This window comes from Ornithinimicrobium tianjinense (assembly GCF_014636495.1).
Classification (GTDB): Bacteria; Actinomycetota; Actinomycetes; order Actinomycetales; family Dermatophilaceae; genus Ornithinicoccus; species Ornithinicoccus tianjinensis.
In genome coordinates, this window is the sequence record NZ_BMEM01000004.1 from 329,874 (window position 1) to 343,052 (window position 13,179).

Below are 13,179 nucleotides of genomic sequence, written 5' to 3' on the forward strand. Positions count from 1 at the left end.
TGCTCAGGCGGGGTAGTCCCCCAGCATCTGCACGGCACCGCCGTCGACGCCCTTGGCACCCTGGACGACCGGCTCGTCGTGCTGCTCGGCCGTCGCCGGGTCGCCGACCGCGCCGACCACCCACGCCTCCAGACCGTGACCGGCCAGGATCTCCTGGGCGCGGGCCACCCCGTCAGGGGCCACCACCGCGACGAAGCCCACCCCCATGTTGAGCGTCTGCTCCAGGTCGGCCCGCGGCACGCGCCCCAGCTCCTGCACGAGCGAGAAGATTGCCGGCGGCGTCCACACGCGCTCCACGGTCGCCAGCGAGCCGGCGGGCAGCACGCGCGCGAGGTTGGCCGCGAGACCGCCGCCGGTGACGTGCGAGAGGGCGTGCAGCCCGACATCCGCCCGGGCCAGCTCCAGCAGCGGTCGGCTGTAGATCCGGGTCGGCTCCAGGCACTCCTCCCCCAGCGTGCGGCCCAGCTCGTCGACGTGCCGGTCCCAGTCCCAGCCGGCGGCCGCCATGACCCGCCGCACGAGGGAGTAGCCGTTGGAGTGCAGGCCCGACGACGGCAGCGCCATCACCACGTCCCCACGCTCCACGCGGTGCGGGCCGAGGATGAGGTCGTGCTCGACGACGCCGGTGGCGGCGCCGGCGACGTCATACTCGTCCTCGCCGAGCAGACCCGGGTGCTCGGCGGTCTCCCCGCCCACGAGCGCCACGCCCGCGAGCTCGCACCCCCGCGCGATGCCGGAGACGATCGCGGCGATGCGCTCCGGCACGACCCTCCCGCAGGCGATGTAGTCGGTCATGAACAGCGGCTCGGCGCCGCTCACGACGATGTCGTCGACCACCATGCCGACGAGGTCCTGACCGATCGTGTCGTGCTTGTCCATCGCCTGCGCGATCGCGACCTTGGTGCCGACGCCGTCCGTGGAGGTCGCGAGCACCGGGCGACGCATGCCCTGCAGCGCCGAGGCGTCGAACATCCCCGCGAAACCGCCCAGGCCGCCGAGCACCTCGGGACGCTGCGCGCGCCGCACGGAGTCCTTCATCAGCTCGACCGCACGGTCGCCCGCGTGGACGTCGACGCCGGCGCTGGCGTAGGTGATCGGCTGGTCGCTCATGCAGGAGTCCCCTCGGTCAGGGTGTCGTCAGGTGTTCTCAGGGTATGCCGTGCCCGCGCCGCTGATCGGGCGCGAGCCGGCGGTCAGGGTCGCAGGACCGACGCCTCGGCACCGCCGCTGGCCGTCACGGCGACGCCCTCGACGTCGAGCGTCCCCACGGAGGTGACGTCGGCCGCCCCCTCCTGGACGGGGAACTGCAGCTCCAGCACGTCCTTGCCGAGCTTGTCGGCGCTCGGCAGCTCGATCGGGTAGTCGCCGCTGAAGCAGGCCGTGCACAGCGCGGTCCGGGGCTGGGCCGTCGCCTCGATCATGCCGTCCTCGCTGATGTAGCCCAGCGAGTCGGCCCCGATCGAGTGCGCGATGGACTCCACGTCGAGCCCGGTGGCGATGAGCTCGGCGCGCGTCGCGAAGTCGATGCCGTAGAAGCAGGGCCAGCGCACCGGCGGGGAGGAGATCCGCACGTGCACCTCGGAGGCGCCGGCCTCGCGCAGCATCCGCACGAGCGCCCGCTGGGTGTTGCCGCGCACGATGGAGTCGTCGACGACGACCAGGCGCTTGCCGCGGATGACGTCGCGCAGCGGGTTGAGCTTGAGCCGGATGCCGAGCTGGCGGATGGTCTGGCTCGGCGCGATGAAGGTGCGGCCGACGTAGGCGTTCTTGACCAGGCCGTGGCCGAACGGGATCCCGGAGGCCTCGGCATACCCGATCGCGGCCGGCGTGCCGGACTCGGGCGTCGGCATGACCAGGTCGGCCTCGACCGGGTGCTCGGCGGCCAGCCGACGACCCATCTCCACCCGCGCGTCGTAGACCTCGCGGCCGGCGATCGTGGTGTCGGGGCGCGCGAGGTAGACCCACTCGAAGACGCACCGCTTGGGCGCGGGCTCGGCGAAGCGCTGCGAGCGCAGGCCGTTCTCGTCGATGGCGATGAGCTCGCCGGGCTCGACCTCGCGGACCACGGAGGCGCCGACGATGTCGAGGGCCGCGGTCTCGGAGGCCACCACCCAGCCGCGCTCGAGGCGACCCAGGACCAGGGGACGGACCCCCTGCGGGTCGCGTGCGGCATACAGGGTGGACTCGTCGCAGAAGACCAGGCTGAAGGCGCCCCGCAGCTGCGGGAGCACGCGCATCGCCGCGTCCTCGACCGACTCCTCGTCGTCGACGGTCAGCAGGCCGGTGATGATCGCGGTGTCGGTGGTGTTGCCGCGGGCGACCTCGCCGCGCGAGCTGGACAGGTCGCCGCCGTGCGCCTCGGCGAGCAGGTCGCGCAGCTCGGCGGTGTTGATGAGGTTGCCGTTGTGCGTGAGCGCGACCGTGCGGTCGGCGGTGCCGCCGAGCGTGGGCTGGGCGTTCTCCCAGGAGTTGCGTCCGGTCGTGGAGTAGCGGCAGTGGCCGACGGCCAGGTGTCCTTGGAGCGAGGCGAGCGCCGCCTCGTCGAAGACCTGGCTGACCAGGCCGACGTCCTTGTAGACCAGCAGCCGACGACCGTCGCTGGTCGCGATGCCGGCCGCCTCCTGGCCGCGGTGCTGGAGGGCGTAGAGACCGAAGTAGGTGAGCTTGGCGACCTCCTCGCCGGGGGCCCACACCCCGAACACGCCGCAGGCGTCCTGGGGCAGACGCTCGTCGGGCAGGAGGTCGTGCGTGAGTCGTCCGTCGGGTCGTGCCACCGACTGATCATCCCACAGCGCGAGGACAGGGTATGCCGTCCCGCCGGGAATATTGACATGTCACCAAAGTATTGTCCTGGGTATGCGTATCGACGTCTGGTCCGACATCGCCTGCCCGTGGTGCTACATCGGCAAGCGCCGCCTCGAGACGGCCCTGGAGGGTTTCGAGCACTCCGACGACGTGGAGGTGGTGTGGCACAGCTTCGAGCTCGACCCCTCCGCGCCGGTCCCGCCGGTGGAGAAGGCCTCCGCGATGCTGGAGCGCAAGTACGGCGGCGGGCCCGAGCAGATCGCCGCCATGCAGGACCGGGTCAGCCAGCTGGCCGCGGCCGAGGGGCTGGCCTACCGGCTCGACGAGACGCTGCACCTGAACACCCGGGACGGCCACCGGCTGATCCACCTCGCGCTGGAGACCGGCGGTCCGGAGCTGCAGGGCCAGCTCAAGGAGGCTTTCCTCGACGCCTACTTCGTGCAGGCGCTCGACGTCACCGACCACGCGGTCCTGCGCCGCGTCGCCGTGGAGCAGGGGCTGGAGGAGGCCGCGGTCGACCGCGTCCTGGGCAGCTCGGAGTATGACGAGGACGTCACCGCGGACGTCCGCCAGGCCCGGGCCTACGGCGCCAACGGGGTGCCGTTCTTCGTCATCGACGAGCGCTACGGCATCTCCGGGGCCCAGCCGGCGGAGGTCTTCGCCGGGGCCATCGCGCAGGCCTGGGACGAGAGCCACCCCGTCCTGCAGACCCTGGGCGCCGTCGGCGGGACGGACGCCGAGGTGTGCGGGCCGGACGGCTGCGAGATCCCCGCCCGCTGAGGGTCGCGCAGGAACGGTCGGTCGCTCAGACCCGCCGGCTCGCCCGGTCCGCCACGAGGTAGACCACCGCGGCGAGCAGTCCCACGAAGATCGCGCCGATGGCAGCCAGGAGCACGACCTCCTGCACCAGCGAGCTGTTGGCCGCGTCCGGGCCGAAGTAGCCGATCACGCCACCCAGCACCGCGCCGAGCAGCGCCCCGCTCACGAGGAAGCGGACGAGGTCGGGCCGGTGCCGCACCGGCAGGAGCTGCAGGTCGGGGTTCTGCTCGGGGTCGAGGTCGCTAGGCACCCTTCCAGTATCGCCCAGGCTCGCGCGCCCCTCGCCCTCTGGCGGACCCACGCCCGCCGACCGCTCATGTTCGACCGCTGGTTCTCCCGCCATGGGAGACGTTCGGGCGGTCGAAGTTGGGCGGTCGAATTCGGTCGGTCAGGACGCGCCGCAGGCCACCGGCAGCCAACTGCGCCCAGAACAGCGCCGAAGTCCACCGCCAGCCAGCTGCGCCAGACGAGCCGGCTCCCGGATCAGCCGGCTGCGCGGCGGGCCCGTGCCTCGTTGAGCGCCCTCTCGACCTGGGCCATGAAGCGGTCCGGGCAGGTGCGCAGCCCCAGGACCGGGATCTGCAGGCTGACCGTCCCCGGCTGGGCCAGCCCGACGTCGTTCTGCCGGAGCGCGTCGTCGATCACCGCAGTGCCCGAGTAGTGCTGGAACCCGTGGATCTCGCCGCGCACACCGAGCTCCTCCCACTCGACATCGAGATAGACCGTGCCGCGCTCCCCCAGTCGGACAGCCTGACGCGTCGGCTCGGGCAGAGACCGGCGGCGGCACACCACGGCGAAGTCGAGCTCGCCGAGCGACTCTGCACCCGCACAGACGTCGCGGACCACGTCATGCAGCACCTGGCGTCGAGCGGAGTAGCCGACGCTGTCCCAGTGCTCGAGAAGTCTCTCCTTCGACACGAGGCGCTGCTGCACCGTCATCGCGAGCAGGGTCGCAGCCTGCCGGTCCGACCGCGCCCACTGCGCCGCGCGGATGGCCGCGACGTGCGGCTTGGTCCGGCGCAGCCCCGTGTCGATGCACTCCCCACGCTGGCGGAGGAAGTGGTGCCGCACCCCCGAACGGTCACGGACGTGGGCGTCGTTCGGGACGGTCACGTGCACCAGCGGCTCGTTCCAGCCGGAGAGGCCGGCGGCCTGGAGTGCAGTGACGCCGTCCAGGACAGATCGCCGCCCTGACTCCCACAGCGCCGCCCACCAGGGGGCCCGGCTGCCGGGCTCGCTCGTGACGCCGATCGTGTGTCGCCCCCACGCGATCCACGCGCCGTGCCTGAGCTCGACGTCGATCTGGCCACGGGTCAGCCCCTCCCCGAGGAGCATGGCTCGCGTGACCACGCCGTCGTGCGGCTCCGCCAGCTGCTGCGCCAGCCTGTGCCGCCGCGCCCGTTCGAGCCGTGCCGCCTCCGCCCGCTCGGCCCTGCTGCCCCACGCAGCCTCTACAACCTTCTGACCGTCACCGCTGTCGCCCATGCTGCCCTCCCGCCCCGATGATGCCCCTCGCGGGCTCACGAGAGTGGGCTCTGTCCACAGGACAGGCGCCGGCCCCCGGATCTCCGCGCAGGCACGCCTGCTGACCGTCAGAAGTCGACCGCTGGTTCTCGCGCCATGGGCAGCGTTCGAGCGGTCGCAATCCAGCGGTCACAGGCCAGCGGTCACAGGCCAGCGGTCACAGGCCACCAGCCCAGCAGCCGCGCGAGCAGGTCTACTGCAGCGGCAGGTAAGGCGCGAGGTCGGCCCGGATGCCGGAGCTGCGCACGGCGCCGGAGGCCTCGGCCTCCGCCCAGGTGAGACGGCCGGCCGCGAGCGCGAGCCAGGTGGCGGCGTCGGTCTCGACGACGTTGGTCGGGGTGCCGCGGGTGTGGCGCGGACCCTCGATGCACTGCACCGCGCCGTAAGGCGGCACCCTCACCTCGACGGAGCGCCCGGGCGCCCGGGCCGCCAGCTCCTCGAGCGAGTAGCGGACCGCTGTCGCGACCACGGAGCGTCCCACGGCGGCCTCCCCGCTCCCGGCCTCGCCCGCGGCCGTACCGACGGCCCAGGCACCCAGCGCCTCCGCCCCCGCAGCGGGGTCGACGCGGCGGCGCGGCGGCATACCAGGGAAGAAGGGGTCAGACGAGCGCGTCGCGCTCGATCGGGCAGGACATGCAGCGCGGACCGCCACGGCCTCGGCCGAGCTCGGAGCCGGAGATCTCGAGCACCTCGACCCCCTGCGCGCGCAGGTAGTCGTTGGTGACGGTGTTGCGCTCGTAGCCGACGACCACGCCCGGCTCGAGAGCCAGCACGTTGCAGCCGTCGTCCCACTGCTCGCGCGCGGCCGCGCGGGGGTCCTGGTCGGCGGCGAGGACGCGCAGCTTCGGCACGCCCATGGCGTGGCCGATGACCTTCATCATGTCCTCCGGGGCGTGCCGCTCGACGACCACGTCGAGCTCGCCGTTGACGTGGTCACCGGCCGTCAGCGTCCACGAGGGGAGGTCGGGCAGGCCGGTGTAGCGGGTGAACGTCTCGGGGTCGATCATGGTCATGACCGTGTCGAGGTGCATCATCGCGCGGGCGTTGGGCATGTCGAGGGCGATGATCGTGCTGACGGCCTCGTTCTTGAGCATCGTCCGCGCCAGCCGCTCGACACCCATGGCCGTCGTCCGCTCCGAGAGCCCGACGAGCACGACGCCGTTGCCGAGCACGAGGATGTCGCCACCCTCGGCCGTCGCGGGGCCGTCGTCGACGCCCTCGGTCCACCACTGCATCCCGGCGTCGGCGAACATCGGGTGGTAGCGGTAGATCGCCGCGTAGTGCACGGTCTCGCGGCGGCGCGCCTTCTTGTGCATCGCGTTGACCGCGACGCCGCTGTAGGCCCACGCGGAGGTGTCCCGGGTGAACAGGTGGTTGGGCAGCGGGGCGAGCACGGCGTCGTGCAGGTCCAGCTGCTCGATGGTGAGGGACTGCGGGTGCGGTATGCGGTCCAGCACCTCGGCCTTGGTGATGCCGCCGATCAGGTGGCGGGCGAGGTCCTCGTCGCTCATGCCCTCGAACATCGAGCGCAGCTCCTCGGCGCCGAACGGGCCGACGTGCCGCTCGTCCAGGGAGTTGTCGAGCACCCGGCGGCGCGCCTCCGGGACCGCGAGGGTCTCGCGGAGCAGCTGGTCGAAGTGATGGACGACGACGCCGCGCTCCTCCATGACCTGCACGAAGTGGTCGTGCTCCTGCTGCGCCTTGTCGACCCAGAGGATCTCGTCGAAGAGGTACTGGTCCTTGTTCTCCGGGGTGAGCCGGTGCATCTCCAGCCCCGGCCGGTGGACGATCACCTGACGCAGGCGACCCACCTCGGAGCCGACGTGGAACGGCATACCTGGTCCTTTCGAGAGCAACGTTCACGTCCGGGCGCAGCACGCCGGAGCGGAGACCATCGTGCCACGTCCCGGTCCGTGCGGTGCGGGCACGGAAGAACCCCTCGCGCACCTGGAAGAGCTCGGCTGCCCTTGCTGCATTCCTGCCCTGGGGGAGTTCACCGAGGTACCACCGCACGAGGGGTCCGGCGTCCAGTCTAGGCGACCCCGGCGCCGCCACCAAGCCGACGTCAAGCCGACACCGAGCCGCGACGCCCCGTCCCGCCCGTTACCGGCGATTTCGGAGCGGACGGGCCGCTGGGTTATCCTCTCCGACGGAGGATTCGCATAGTGGCCTAGTGCGCACGATTGGAAATCGTGTTGGGATAAAACCCTCGGGGGTTCAAATCCCCCATCCTCCGCCACCGGGACCCCCGACCGCACGGTCGGGGGTTCCGCCGTCTTCCGGCAGGTGCCGGCCTCAGCGGCGGCGGCGGGAGGTGCCGAGGATCGATCGGGTGATCTCGCGCCCGATGACGGTGCCCGCCGAGCGGAGCATGGACCGGAAGGCGCTCGAGCCGACGACCTGCTCGACCACACCCTTGTCCTCGCGGGCCCGACCGCGGCCCCGTCCGCGGCTCTCCGCCTCGTCCATCTCCGCCTCGACCTTGGCCTTCTCCTCCGCCTCGAGCGCCTCGGCGTCCGTCGCGGCCTTGAGCCGGGCGGCGAGCATCTCGTAGGCGGACTCGCGGTCGACGGCGGCGCCGTACCTGCCGGCCAGCGGCGAGGCGCTGACGAGCCCGTCGAGGACCGACTGGTCCGAGGGGCCGATCTGACCCTGCGGGGCCCGCAGCATCGTCCACGCGACCGGCGTGGGAGCGCCCTTCTCCGAGAGCACGGTGACGATGGCCTCACCGGTGCCGAGCGAGGTCAGCACCTCCCCGAGGTCGTAGGCGCTGGTGGGGTAGGTCGAGACCGTCGCCTTGAGCGCCTTGGCGTCGTTGGGCGTGTGCGCCCGCAGCGCGTGCTGGACCCGGTTGCCCAGCTGAGCCAGGACGGAGTCCGGGACGTCGGTGGGTGTCTGGGTCACGAAGAACACGCCGACCCCCTTGGAGCGGATGAGCCGCACGGCCTGCTCGACGGCGTCGAGGAAGGCGTCCGACGCGTCCTCGAAGAGCAGGTGGGCCTCGTCGAAGAAGAAGACGAGCGTGGGCTTGTCGGGGTTGCCGACCTCCGGCAGGTCCTGGAAGAGGTCGGCGAGCAGCCACATCAGGAAGGTGGAGAAGACCACGGGCTTGTCCTGCACGCCCGGCAGCTCGAGGCAGCTGATGATCCCCTTGCCGTCGGCGATGGTCCGCATGAGGTCGTTGGTGTCGAACTCGGGCTCGCCGAAGAACACGTCGCCGCCGGCGGCCGAGAGCGCGACGATCTCGCGCAGGATGACGCCCGCGGTCGAGGAGGCGAGGCCACCGATGTTCTTCAGGTCGTCCTTGCCCTCGTCGGAGATGAGGTGCTGGATCACCGCCTGGAGGTCCTTGAGGTCCAGCAGCGCGAGGCCCTGCTGGTCGGCCCAGTGGAAGACCAGGCCGAGGCTGGACTCCTGGGTCTTGTTGAGCCGCAGCACCTTCGACAGCAGCGTGGGACCGAAGGAGGTGACCGTGGCCCGCACTGCGGTGCCGGTGCCCTGTCCCCCGAGGCTCAGCAGCTCGACCGGGTATGCCGTGCCCGTCCACTCCTGCCCGAGCGTGCTCATCCGGGTGTCGATCTTGTCGCCGCCGGCGCTGGCGGTGGCCAGGCCGGTGAGGTCGCCCTTGATGTCGGCGAGGAAGACCGGGACCCCGGCGTCGGAGAGCTGCTCGGCGAGCACCTGCAGGGTCACTGTCTTGCCGGTGCCGGTCGCGCCGGCGACCAGGCCGTGCCGGTTCATCGACGCCAGCGGCAGTCGGACGACCGCCTCCGGGACGACCTCGGCACCGTCGTCGGTGCGGGCCGCGCCCAGCACGATGCTGGGCTCGGTGAAGGCGTAGCCCTCGCGGACGAGGTCGATCTGGGAGGTTCCGGTCTGCTCGCTCACGCAGATGACAATAGACTGCGGCGCATGATCTTCAAGGGCGTGGGAGATGCCAAGCCCTACCCGGAGCACGGTCTCGAGGACTGGTCGCACCTGCCGCCCCGGATGATCCGCCTCGACGAGCTGGTGACCACCCGGGCCGAGCTGGACCTGCACGTCCTGCTCTCCCCCGACTCCACCTTCTACGGCGACATCTTCTGCCACGTCGTGCGCTGGCAGGGCAGCCTCTACCTCGAGGACGGCCTGCACCGGGCCCTCCGGGCCGCGCTGCAGGGTCGTCCTGTCGTCCACGGGCGTGTCCTCGACCTCGACTCCCCCGCGGGTCGTTAGCCTGTCGGGGCCGGAAGGAGAGACACCCTCGTGGGATATGTGCGTACTGCGGGCATGTCGACCGCTGCCCGTCGGGCTCGTCGACGGGCCGCCCTCGTCATCGCTGGCCTGCTCGTCGGCCTGCTGGCGGTCTTCGTCCTGGCGCTCGCCTCGGTCCAGGGGTGGATCAGCCTGCCCGGGTCCGAGACCGCGGACACGGAGACGGCGAGCGTGACCGTCGACCCGCCGACGCTCGAGGCCGGCGACGTCCTCGTCAACGTCTTCAACGCCACCGACACCGCCGGCATGGCCAGCCGTGCGGGCGAGGCTCTCGAGGCGCGGGGCTTCATGGTCGAGGGGGTGGGCAACGACCCCGACGGGGCCGACATCCCGGGCGTGGCGGTCATCCGCTACGGCCCGCCCGGCGCCGAGGCGGCCAAGGTGCTGCAGGCCGCCCTGCCGGAGGGCGTCGAGCTGGCCGAGGTGACCAGCGACTCGGAGACCGTCGACCTGGTGCTCGGCGACCAGTGGCAGGACCTGCCGGCCGCCGAGGACGGTGAGGGCTGAGCATGGACGCCCCGCAGCACGTGGTGGAGCTGAGCCGACGCGTCGCCGCTCCCCCCGCGGCGGTGTGGGAGGTCATCACCGACCTCGACCACGCGCAGGAACGCCTCTCCCAGGTCACCGCGCTGCACGTGATCACGGCCGGCCCCTACGCCCTCGGGACGAGGTGGCGCGAGACCCGGCGCATGATGGGCGCCTCCGACACGCAGGAGCTCGTGGTCGTCGCCAACGACCCGCTCCGCAGCACCACCCTCGAGGCCGTCGAAGGCGGCACGCGCTACACCACGACGGTCCGGCTGGAGTCGCTCGACGAGTCCGCCGCGACGCTCGTGACGCTCCGCTTCTCGGCCGACATCGCGGACCCGGGCCGGCTCCAGCGCCTCGCGCTCAAGGTCGTCGGCCCGCTCGGCCTCAAGCTCACCGAGAAATCGCTGCGTACCGAGCTGGACGACATCGCCGCCGCGGCCGAGGCCCTCCAGGCCGGCTGAGCGACCATCGGGGTCAGGCGCCGTCGCCCCCCGGACCGGGCGTCGACAGCCTGCGGTTCTCCCGGTCGAGCCGCGCGTTCTCCTCGCGCAGCTCCAGGATCATCGAGATCCCGGTGAGGTTGACGCCACCCTCGAGGAGCTCGGCGATCTCACGCAGGCGTTCCAGGTCGTTGACGCTGTAGCGGCGCGTGCCGCCCGGGGTGCGGTCGGGCTCGAGCAGACCGTAGGACTCGTAGAGCCGCAGGGACGGCACGGCCATGCCGACCAGCTCGGCCGCCACGGAGATGCCGTAGACACCTCGCGCGTCGTCGTGCACCTCCCGTTCGTCGGTCACGCTCGCCCCTCTCCAGGTCGTAGCAGATCTTTGCGTTCAGGGCTTGCATTCTACGTCATTCGGTGCTATGAAATCTGTATCGGACGCCTGAGATTTCAGGGTCCATGACAACAGTCCGACGATTCGACGAGAGGAGTCCAACCATGGTCCCGATGCTCATGCGGAGCGACCCGTTCCGGGAGCTCGACCGGCTGTCCCAGCAGATGCTCAACGGCGTGAACGGCACCCTGGCCAGGCCCTCGGCGATGCCGATGGACGCCTGGCGGGAGGGCGACACGTTCCTCATCGAGTTCGACCTGCCCGGGGTGCGGGCGGACGCGATCGACCTGGACGTGGAGCGCAACGTCGTCACGGTCCGTGCCGAGCGGCCGGTGGGCGACCAGGACCGGGAGATGCTGGCCTCCGAGCGCACCCGTGGTGTGTTCAGCCGGCAGCTGGTCCTGGGCGACAACCTGGACATGGGCAAGATCGAGGCCAGCTACGACGCGGGCGTGCTCACCCTGCGCATCCCGGTCGCCGAGCAGGCCAAGCCCCGCCGGATCAGCATCTCCTCAGCCGGTGAGGAGACGCGGCAGCAGATCTCCGGCGGGTCCCGCGAGCGGCAGGCCATCAACGCCTGACCCGGAGACGCGGTGGTCACGATGTCGCACCTCCAGGCAGCAACCTCCGACCAGGTCACGGTCCCGGCGGACGAGACGCTCACCGAGCAGTTCTGGGAGATCGTCTGCGCCGACGACGGCTGGCTGCGCGCGGAGTTTGACGAGATCGTGACCGCCGGGTTCTCCGACCAGGGAGCGGCACCACGCCGGTCGGTGCCGCGGCCCGCGGCTCCCCCTCCGGGAATCCTCGCCCCGGCAGGCCCGCCGAGGCGGCCCCCCGCGACCGCCCCGGTCGTCCGGGCGCGCGCCCGGCAGCGGTCTCCCCCGCCAGCCGGGAGCACATCGTCGCAGCTCCGCCGGTAGACGTGGCCCCTGGGCGCGCAGAGGTGCCCAGGGGCCACCATGCCTGCCCCGCGCGAGAATGACCCGGTGGAGACGGGAGAACCGGCGGACGGCATACCGGGGAGCCTGACGCTGACCAGCACCCGCGGCCGCGTCACGCTTGCCGCGGTGACGCTGGGCTCGGGGATCGCCATCCTGGACGGCTCGATCGTCAACGTCGCGCTCAAGGTGATCGGCTCCGACCTCGGCGCCTCGATGGCGCAGCTGCAGTGGGTGGTCAACGGCTACCTGCTCGCCCTGGCCTCGCTCGTGCTCGTCGGGGGCGCGCTGGGCGACCGGTGGGGCCGCAAGCGCGTCTACCTCGTCGGCGTCGCCTGGTTCCTGCTCGGGTCCCTGGCGTGCGCGCTCGCGCAGACCGCCGGCCAGCTGGTCGCGATGCGCTTCGTGCAGGGCGTCGGGGCAGCGCTGCTGACGCCGGGGGCGATGGCGATCATCCAGTCCTCCTTCCGGCCCGAGGACCGCGGCCGGGCGATCGGCACCTGGGCCGGCCTCTCGGGGATCGCCGCCGCCGCCGGGCCGTTCGTGGGCGGATGGATCCTCGACCACACCACCTGGCGCTGGCTCTTCGCGATCAACGTCCCGCTGTGCCTGCTCGTCCTGGGCCTGGCCGTCGGGGCCGTGCCGGAGTCGCGCTCGCCCCGCGCGGGGCGCTTCGACCTGGCCGGCGCGGTGCTCGCGGTCACCGGGCTCGGGGCGCTCACCTGGGCCCTCACCGACGCGACGACCGGGGGACCCGTGGTCGTCGCCGGCGGCGCAGGAGGGCTGGCGGCGCTCGTCGCGTTCGTGCTGGTGGAGCACCGCCGCAGGGATCCCCTCCTGCCGCTGGGGCTCTTCCGCTCCCGCGTGTTCTCCGCCGCCAACGCCATGACGCTCCTCGTCTACGGCGCGCTCGGCGTGGTCTTCCTCGTCCTCGTGCTGCAGCTGCAGGTCTCCGCCGGCTGGTCCGCGCTCGCGGCCGGGCTCACCTCGCTGCCCCTCACTGTCGCGCTGATGGTCCTCTCCCCGTGGGCGGGGGACCTCGCCACACGCACGGGCCCGCGCCTGCCGATGACCGTCGGTCCCCTCGTGTGCGCGGCCGGGCTGCTCCTGCTGCTCGGCGTGGGCGCGGGCACGCGCTGGTATGCCGTGCTCCCCGGCCTGGTGGTCTTCGCGCTCGGCATGGCCCTGCTCGTGTCTCCCTTGACCACCGCGGTCCTGGCCGCGGCGCCCGACGAGAGCGCCGGCGTCGCCAGCGGGGTCAACAACGCCGTGGCCCGGGCGGGGTCGCTGCTGGCGGTGGCCGCGCTGCCTGCGGTGGCCGGCCTCTCCGGCGACGCGTACCTGGACCCTGAGGCGATGACGCAGGGCTACCGCGTCTCGATCCTGGCGTGCGCGGTGCTGATGGCGGCCGGCGGCATCACCAGCTGGCTCGGGCTGGGCCGCCGCCGCTGACGACGGCCCGGCCCGGGCC

At 72.2% G+C, this 13,179-nt stretch carries 15 protein-coding genes, 1 tRNA gene and 1 other RNA gene; 8 read left to right on the plus strand and 9 right to left on the minus strand.

What is annotated here, in order from left to right:
- Nucleotides 1-3 precede the first annotated feature (3 nt).
- Both purM and purF read right to left on the minus strand, forming a co-directional pair.
- On the minus strand, nucleotides 4-1,110 hold the full coding sequence (gene purM, locus IEV65_RS13135; protein WP_188431495.1) for a phosphoribosylformylglycinamidine cyclo-ligase: 1,107 nt from the start codon (nucleotides 1,108-1,110) through the stop codon (nucleotides 4-6).
- Between the two features lie 83 nt (nucleotides 1,111-1,193).
- Entirely contained in the window at nucleotides 1,194-2,774 is a 1,581-nt protein-coding gene (gene purF, locus IEV65_RS13140; protein ID WP_188431497.1) for an amidophosphoribosyltransferase, read from the minus strand.
- A gap of 82 nt (nucleotides 2,775-2,856) precedes the next feature.
- On the opposite strand from purF, the gene IEV65_RS13145 reads away from it, so the two are divergent.
- Nucleotides 2,857-3,585, plus strand: a complete 729-nt coding sequence (locus IEV65_RS13145; protein ID WP_188431499.1) for a DsbA family oxidoreductase — start codon at nucleotides 2,857-2,859, stop codon at nucleotides 3,583-3,585.
- A gap of 25 nt (nucleotides 3,586-3,610) precedes the next feature.
- Here the strand turns inward: IEV65_RS13145 and IEV65_RS13150 are convergent, their stop codons facing one another.
- The 5 genes from IEV65_RS13150 to ffs form a co-directional block, all read right to left on the minus strand.
- Entirely contained in the window at nucleotides 3,611-3,874 is a 264-nt protein-coding gene (locus tag IEV65_RS13150) for a hypothetical protein (protein WP_188431501.1), read from the minus strand.
- Between the two features lie 233 nt (nucleotides 3,875-4,107).
- Nucleotides 4,108-5,109, minus strand: a complete 1,002-nt coding sequence (locus tag IEV65_RS13155) for a hypothetical protein (protein WP_229735262.1) — start codon at nucleotides 5,107-5,109, stop codon at nucleotides 4,108-4,110.
- A 232-nt stretch (nucleotides 5,110-5,341) separates the two neighbouring features.
- On the minus strand, nucleotides 5,342-5,731 hold the full coding sequence (locus IEV65_RS13160) for a sterol carrier family protein (RefSeq protein WP_188431503.1): 390 nt from the start codon (nucleotides 5,729-5,731) through the stop codon (nucleotides 5,342-5,344).
- 16 nt (nucleotides 5,732-5,747) lie between these two features.
- The gene (locus IEV65_RS13165) at nucleotides 5,748-6,983 is read right to left on the minus strand and encodes an arginine deiminase (protein WP_188431504.1); all 1,236 of its coding nucleotides are present in this window, start codon (nucleotides 6,981-6,983) and stop codon (nucleotides 5,748-5,750) included.
- Between the two features lie 91 nt (nucleotides 6,984-7,074).
- Nucleotides 7,075-7,173: signal recognition particle sRNA small type (gene ffs, locus IEV65_RS13170), an RNA gene on the minus strand.
- A 126-nt stretch (nucleotides 7,174-7,299) separates the two neighbouring features.
- On the opposite strand from ffs, the gene IEV65_RS13175 reads away from it, so the two are divergent.
- A tRNA-Ser gene (locus IEV65_RS13175) sits at nucleotides 7,300-7,387 on the plus strand.
- Nucleotides 7,388-7,443: 56 nt separating this feature from the next.
- On the opposite strand, the gene IEV65_RS13180 is transcribed toward IEV65_RS13175, so the two are convergent.
- Nucleotides 7,444-9,036, minus strand: coding sequence for a helicase HerA-like domain-containing protein (locus IEV65_RS13180; protein WP_188431506.1), 1,593 nt, complete (start codon nucleotides 9,034-9,036; stop codon nucleotides 7,444-7,446).
- Between the two features lie 24 nt (nucleotides 9,037-9,060).
- Between IEV65_RS13180 and IEV65_RS13185 the strand changes: the two genes are divergently transcribed.
- The 3 genes from IEV65_RS13185 to IEV65_RS13195 are packed head-to-tail and all read left to right on the plus strand — an operon-like array spanning nucleotide 9,061 to nucleotide 10,394.
- Nucleotides 9,061-9,363 carry a type II toxin-antitoxin system VapB family antitoxin gene (locus tag IEV65_RS13185; protein ID WP_188431508.1) on the plus strand — a complete coding sequence of 101 codons (303 nt, stop codon included), beginning with the start codon at nucleotides 9,061-9,063 and terminating at the stop codon, nucleotides 9,361-9,363.
- 54 nt (nucleotides 9,364-9,417) lie between these two features.
- A complete protein-coding gene (locus tag IEV65_RS13190) occupies nucleotides 9,418-9,909 on the plus strand; it encodes a LytR C-terminal domain-containing protein (protein ID WP_188431510.1) in 492 nt (163 codons plus the stop codon).
- 2 nt (nucleotides 9,910-9,911) lie between these two features.
- Nucleotides 9,912-10,394, plus strand: a complete 483-nt coding sequence (locus tag IEV65_RS13195; protein WP_188431512.1) for an SRPBCC family protein — start codon at nucleotides 9,912-9,914, stop codon at nucleotides 10,392-10,394.
- Between the two features lie 13 nt (nucleotides 10,395-10,407).
- On the opposite strand, the gene IEV65_RS13200 is transcribed toward IEV65_RS13195, so the two are convergent.
- Nucleotides 10,408-10,728, minus strand: a complete 321-nt coding sequence (locus tag IEV65_RS13200; RefSeq protein WP_229735264.1) for a MerR family transcriptional regulator — start codon at nucleotides 10,726-10,728, stop codon at nucleotides 10,408-10,410.
- 152 nt (nucleotides 10,729-10,880) lie between these two features.
- Here IEV65_RS13200 and IEV65_RS13205 point away from each other — a divergent pair, with 152 nt between their 5' ends.
- From IEV65_RS13205 to IEV65_RS13215, 3 genes are all read left to right on the plus strand, one after another.
- Nucleotides 10,881-11,348: an Hsp20/alpha crystallin family protein gene (locus IEV65_RS13205; RefSeq protein ID WP_188431621.1), complete on the plus strand. Its 468-nt coding sequence runs from the start codon at nucleotides 10,881-10,883 to the stop codon at nucleotides 11,346-11,348.
- Between the two features lie 21 nt (nucleotides 11,349-11,369).
- Nucleotides 11,370-11,690: a hypothetical protein gene (locus IEV65_RS13210; RefSeq protein ID WP_188431514.1), complete on the plus strand. Its 321-nt coding sequence runs from the start codon at nucleotides 11,370-11,372 to the stop codon at nucleotides 11,688-11,690.
- A gap of 66 nt (nucleotides 11,691-11,756) precedes the next feature.
- Nucleotides 11,757-13,160 (plus strand): MFS transporter, encoded by a 1,404-nt coding sequence (locus tag IEV65_RS13215; RefSeq protein ID WP_229735266.1) that lies wholly within the window; start codon nucleotides 11,757-11,759, stop codon nucleotides 13,158-13,160.
- Nucleotides 13,161-13,179: the final 19 nt, after the last annotated feature.

Bases quoted from the DNA above. Each gene is read 5' to 3' on its own strand.
- IEV65_RS13160 (WP_188431503.1), bottom strand. From the start codon at position 5,731: ATGCCGCCGCGCCGCCGCGTCGACCCCGCTGCGGGGGCGGAGGCGCTG.
- IEV65_RS13185 (WP_188431508.1), top strand. From the start codon at position 9,061: ATGATCTTCAAGGGCGTGGGAGATGCCAAGCCCTACCCGGAGCACGGT.
- IEV65_RS13145 (WP_188431499.1), top strand. From the start codon at position 2,857: ATGCGTATCGACGTCTGGTCCGACATCGCCTGCCCGTGGTGCTACATC.
- IEV65_RS13155 (WP_229735262.1), bottom strand. From the start codon at position 5,109: ATGGGCGACAGCGGTGACGGTCAGAAGGTTGTAGAGGCTGCGTGGGGC.
- IEV65_RS13190 (WP_188431510.1), top strand. From the start codon at position 9,418: ATGTCGACCGCTGCCCGTCGGGCTCGTCGACGGGCCGCCCTCGTCATC.
- IEV65_RS13210 (WP_188431514.1), top strand. From the start codon at position 11,370: ATGTCGCACCTCCAGGCAGCAACCTCCGACCAGGTCACGGTCCCGGCG.
- IEV65_RS13165 (WP_188431504.1), bottom strand. From the start codon at position 6,983: ATGCCGTTCCACGTCGGCTCCGAGGTGGGTCGCCTGCGTCAGGTGATC.
- IEV65_RS13195 (WP_188431512.1), top strand. From the start codon at position 9,912: ATGGACGCCCCGCAGCACGTGGTGGAGCTGAGCCGACGCGTCGCCGCT.
- purM (WP_188431495.1), bottom strand. From the start codon at position 1,110: ATGAGCGACCAGCCGATCACCTACGCCAGCGCCGGCGTCGACGTCCAC.
- IEV65_RS13205 (WP_188431621.1), top strand. From the start codon at position 10,881: ATGCTCATGCGGAGCGACCCGTTCCGGGAGCTCGACCGGCTGTCCCAG.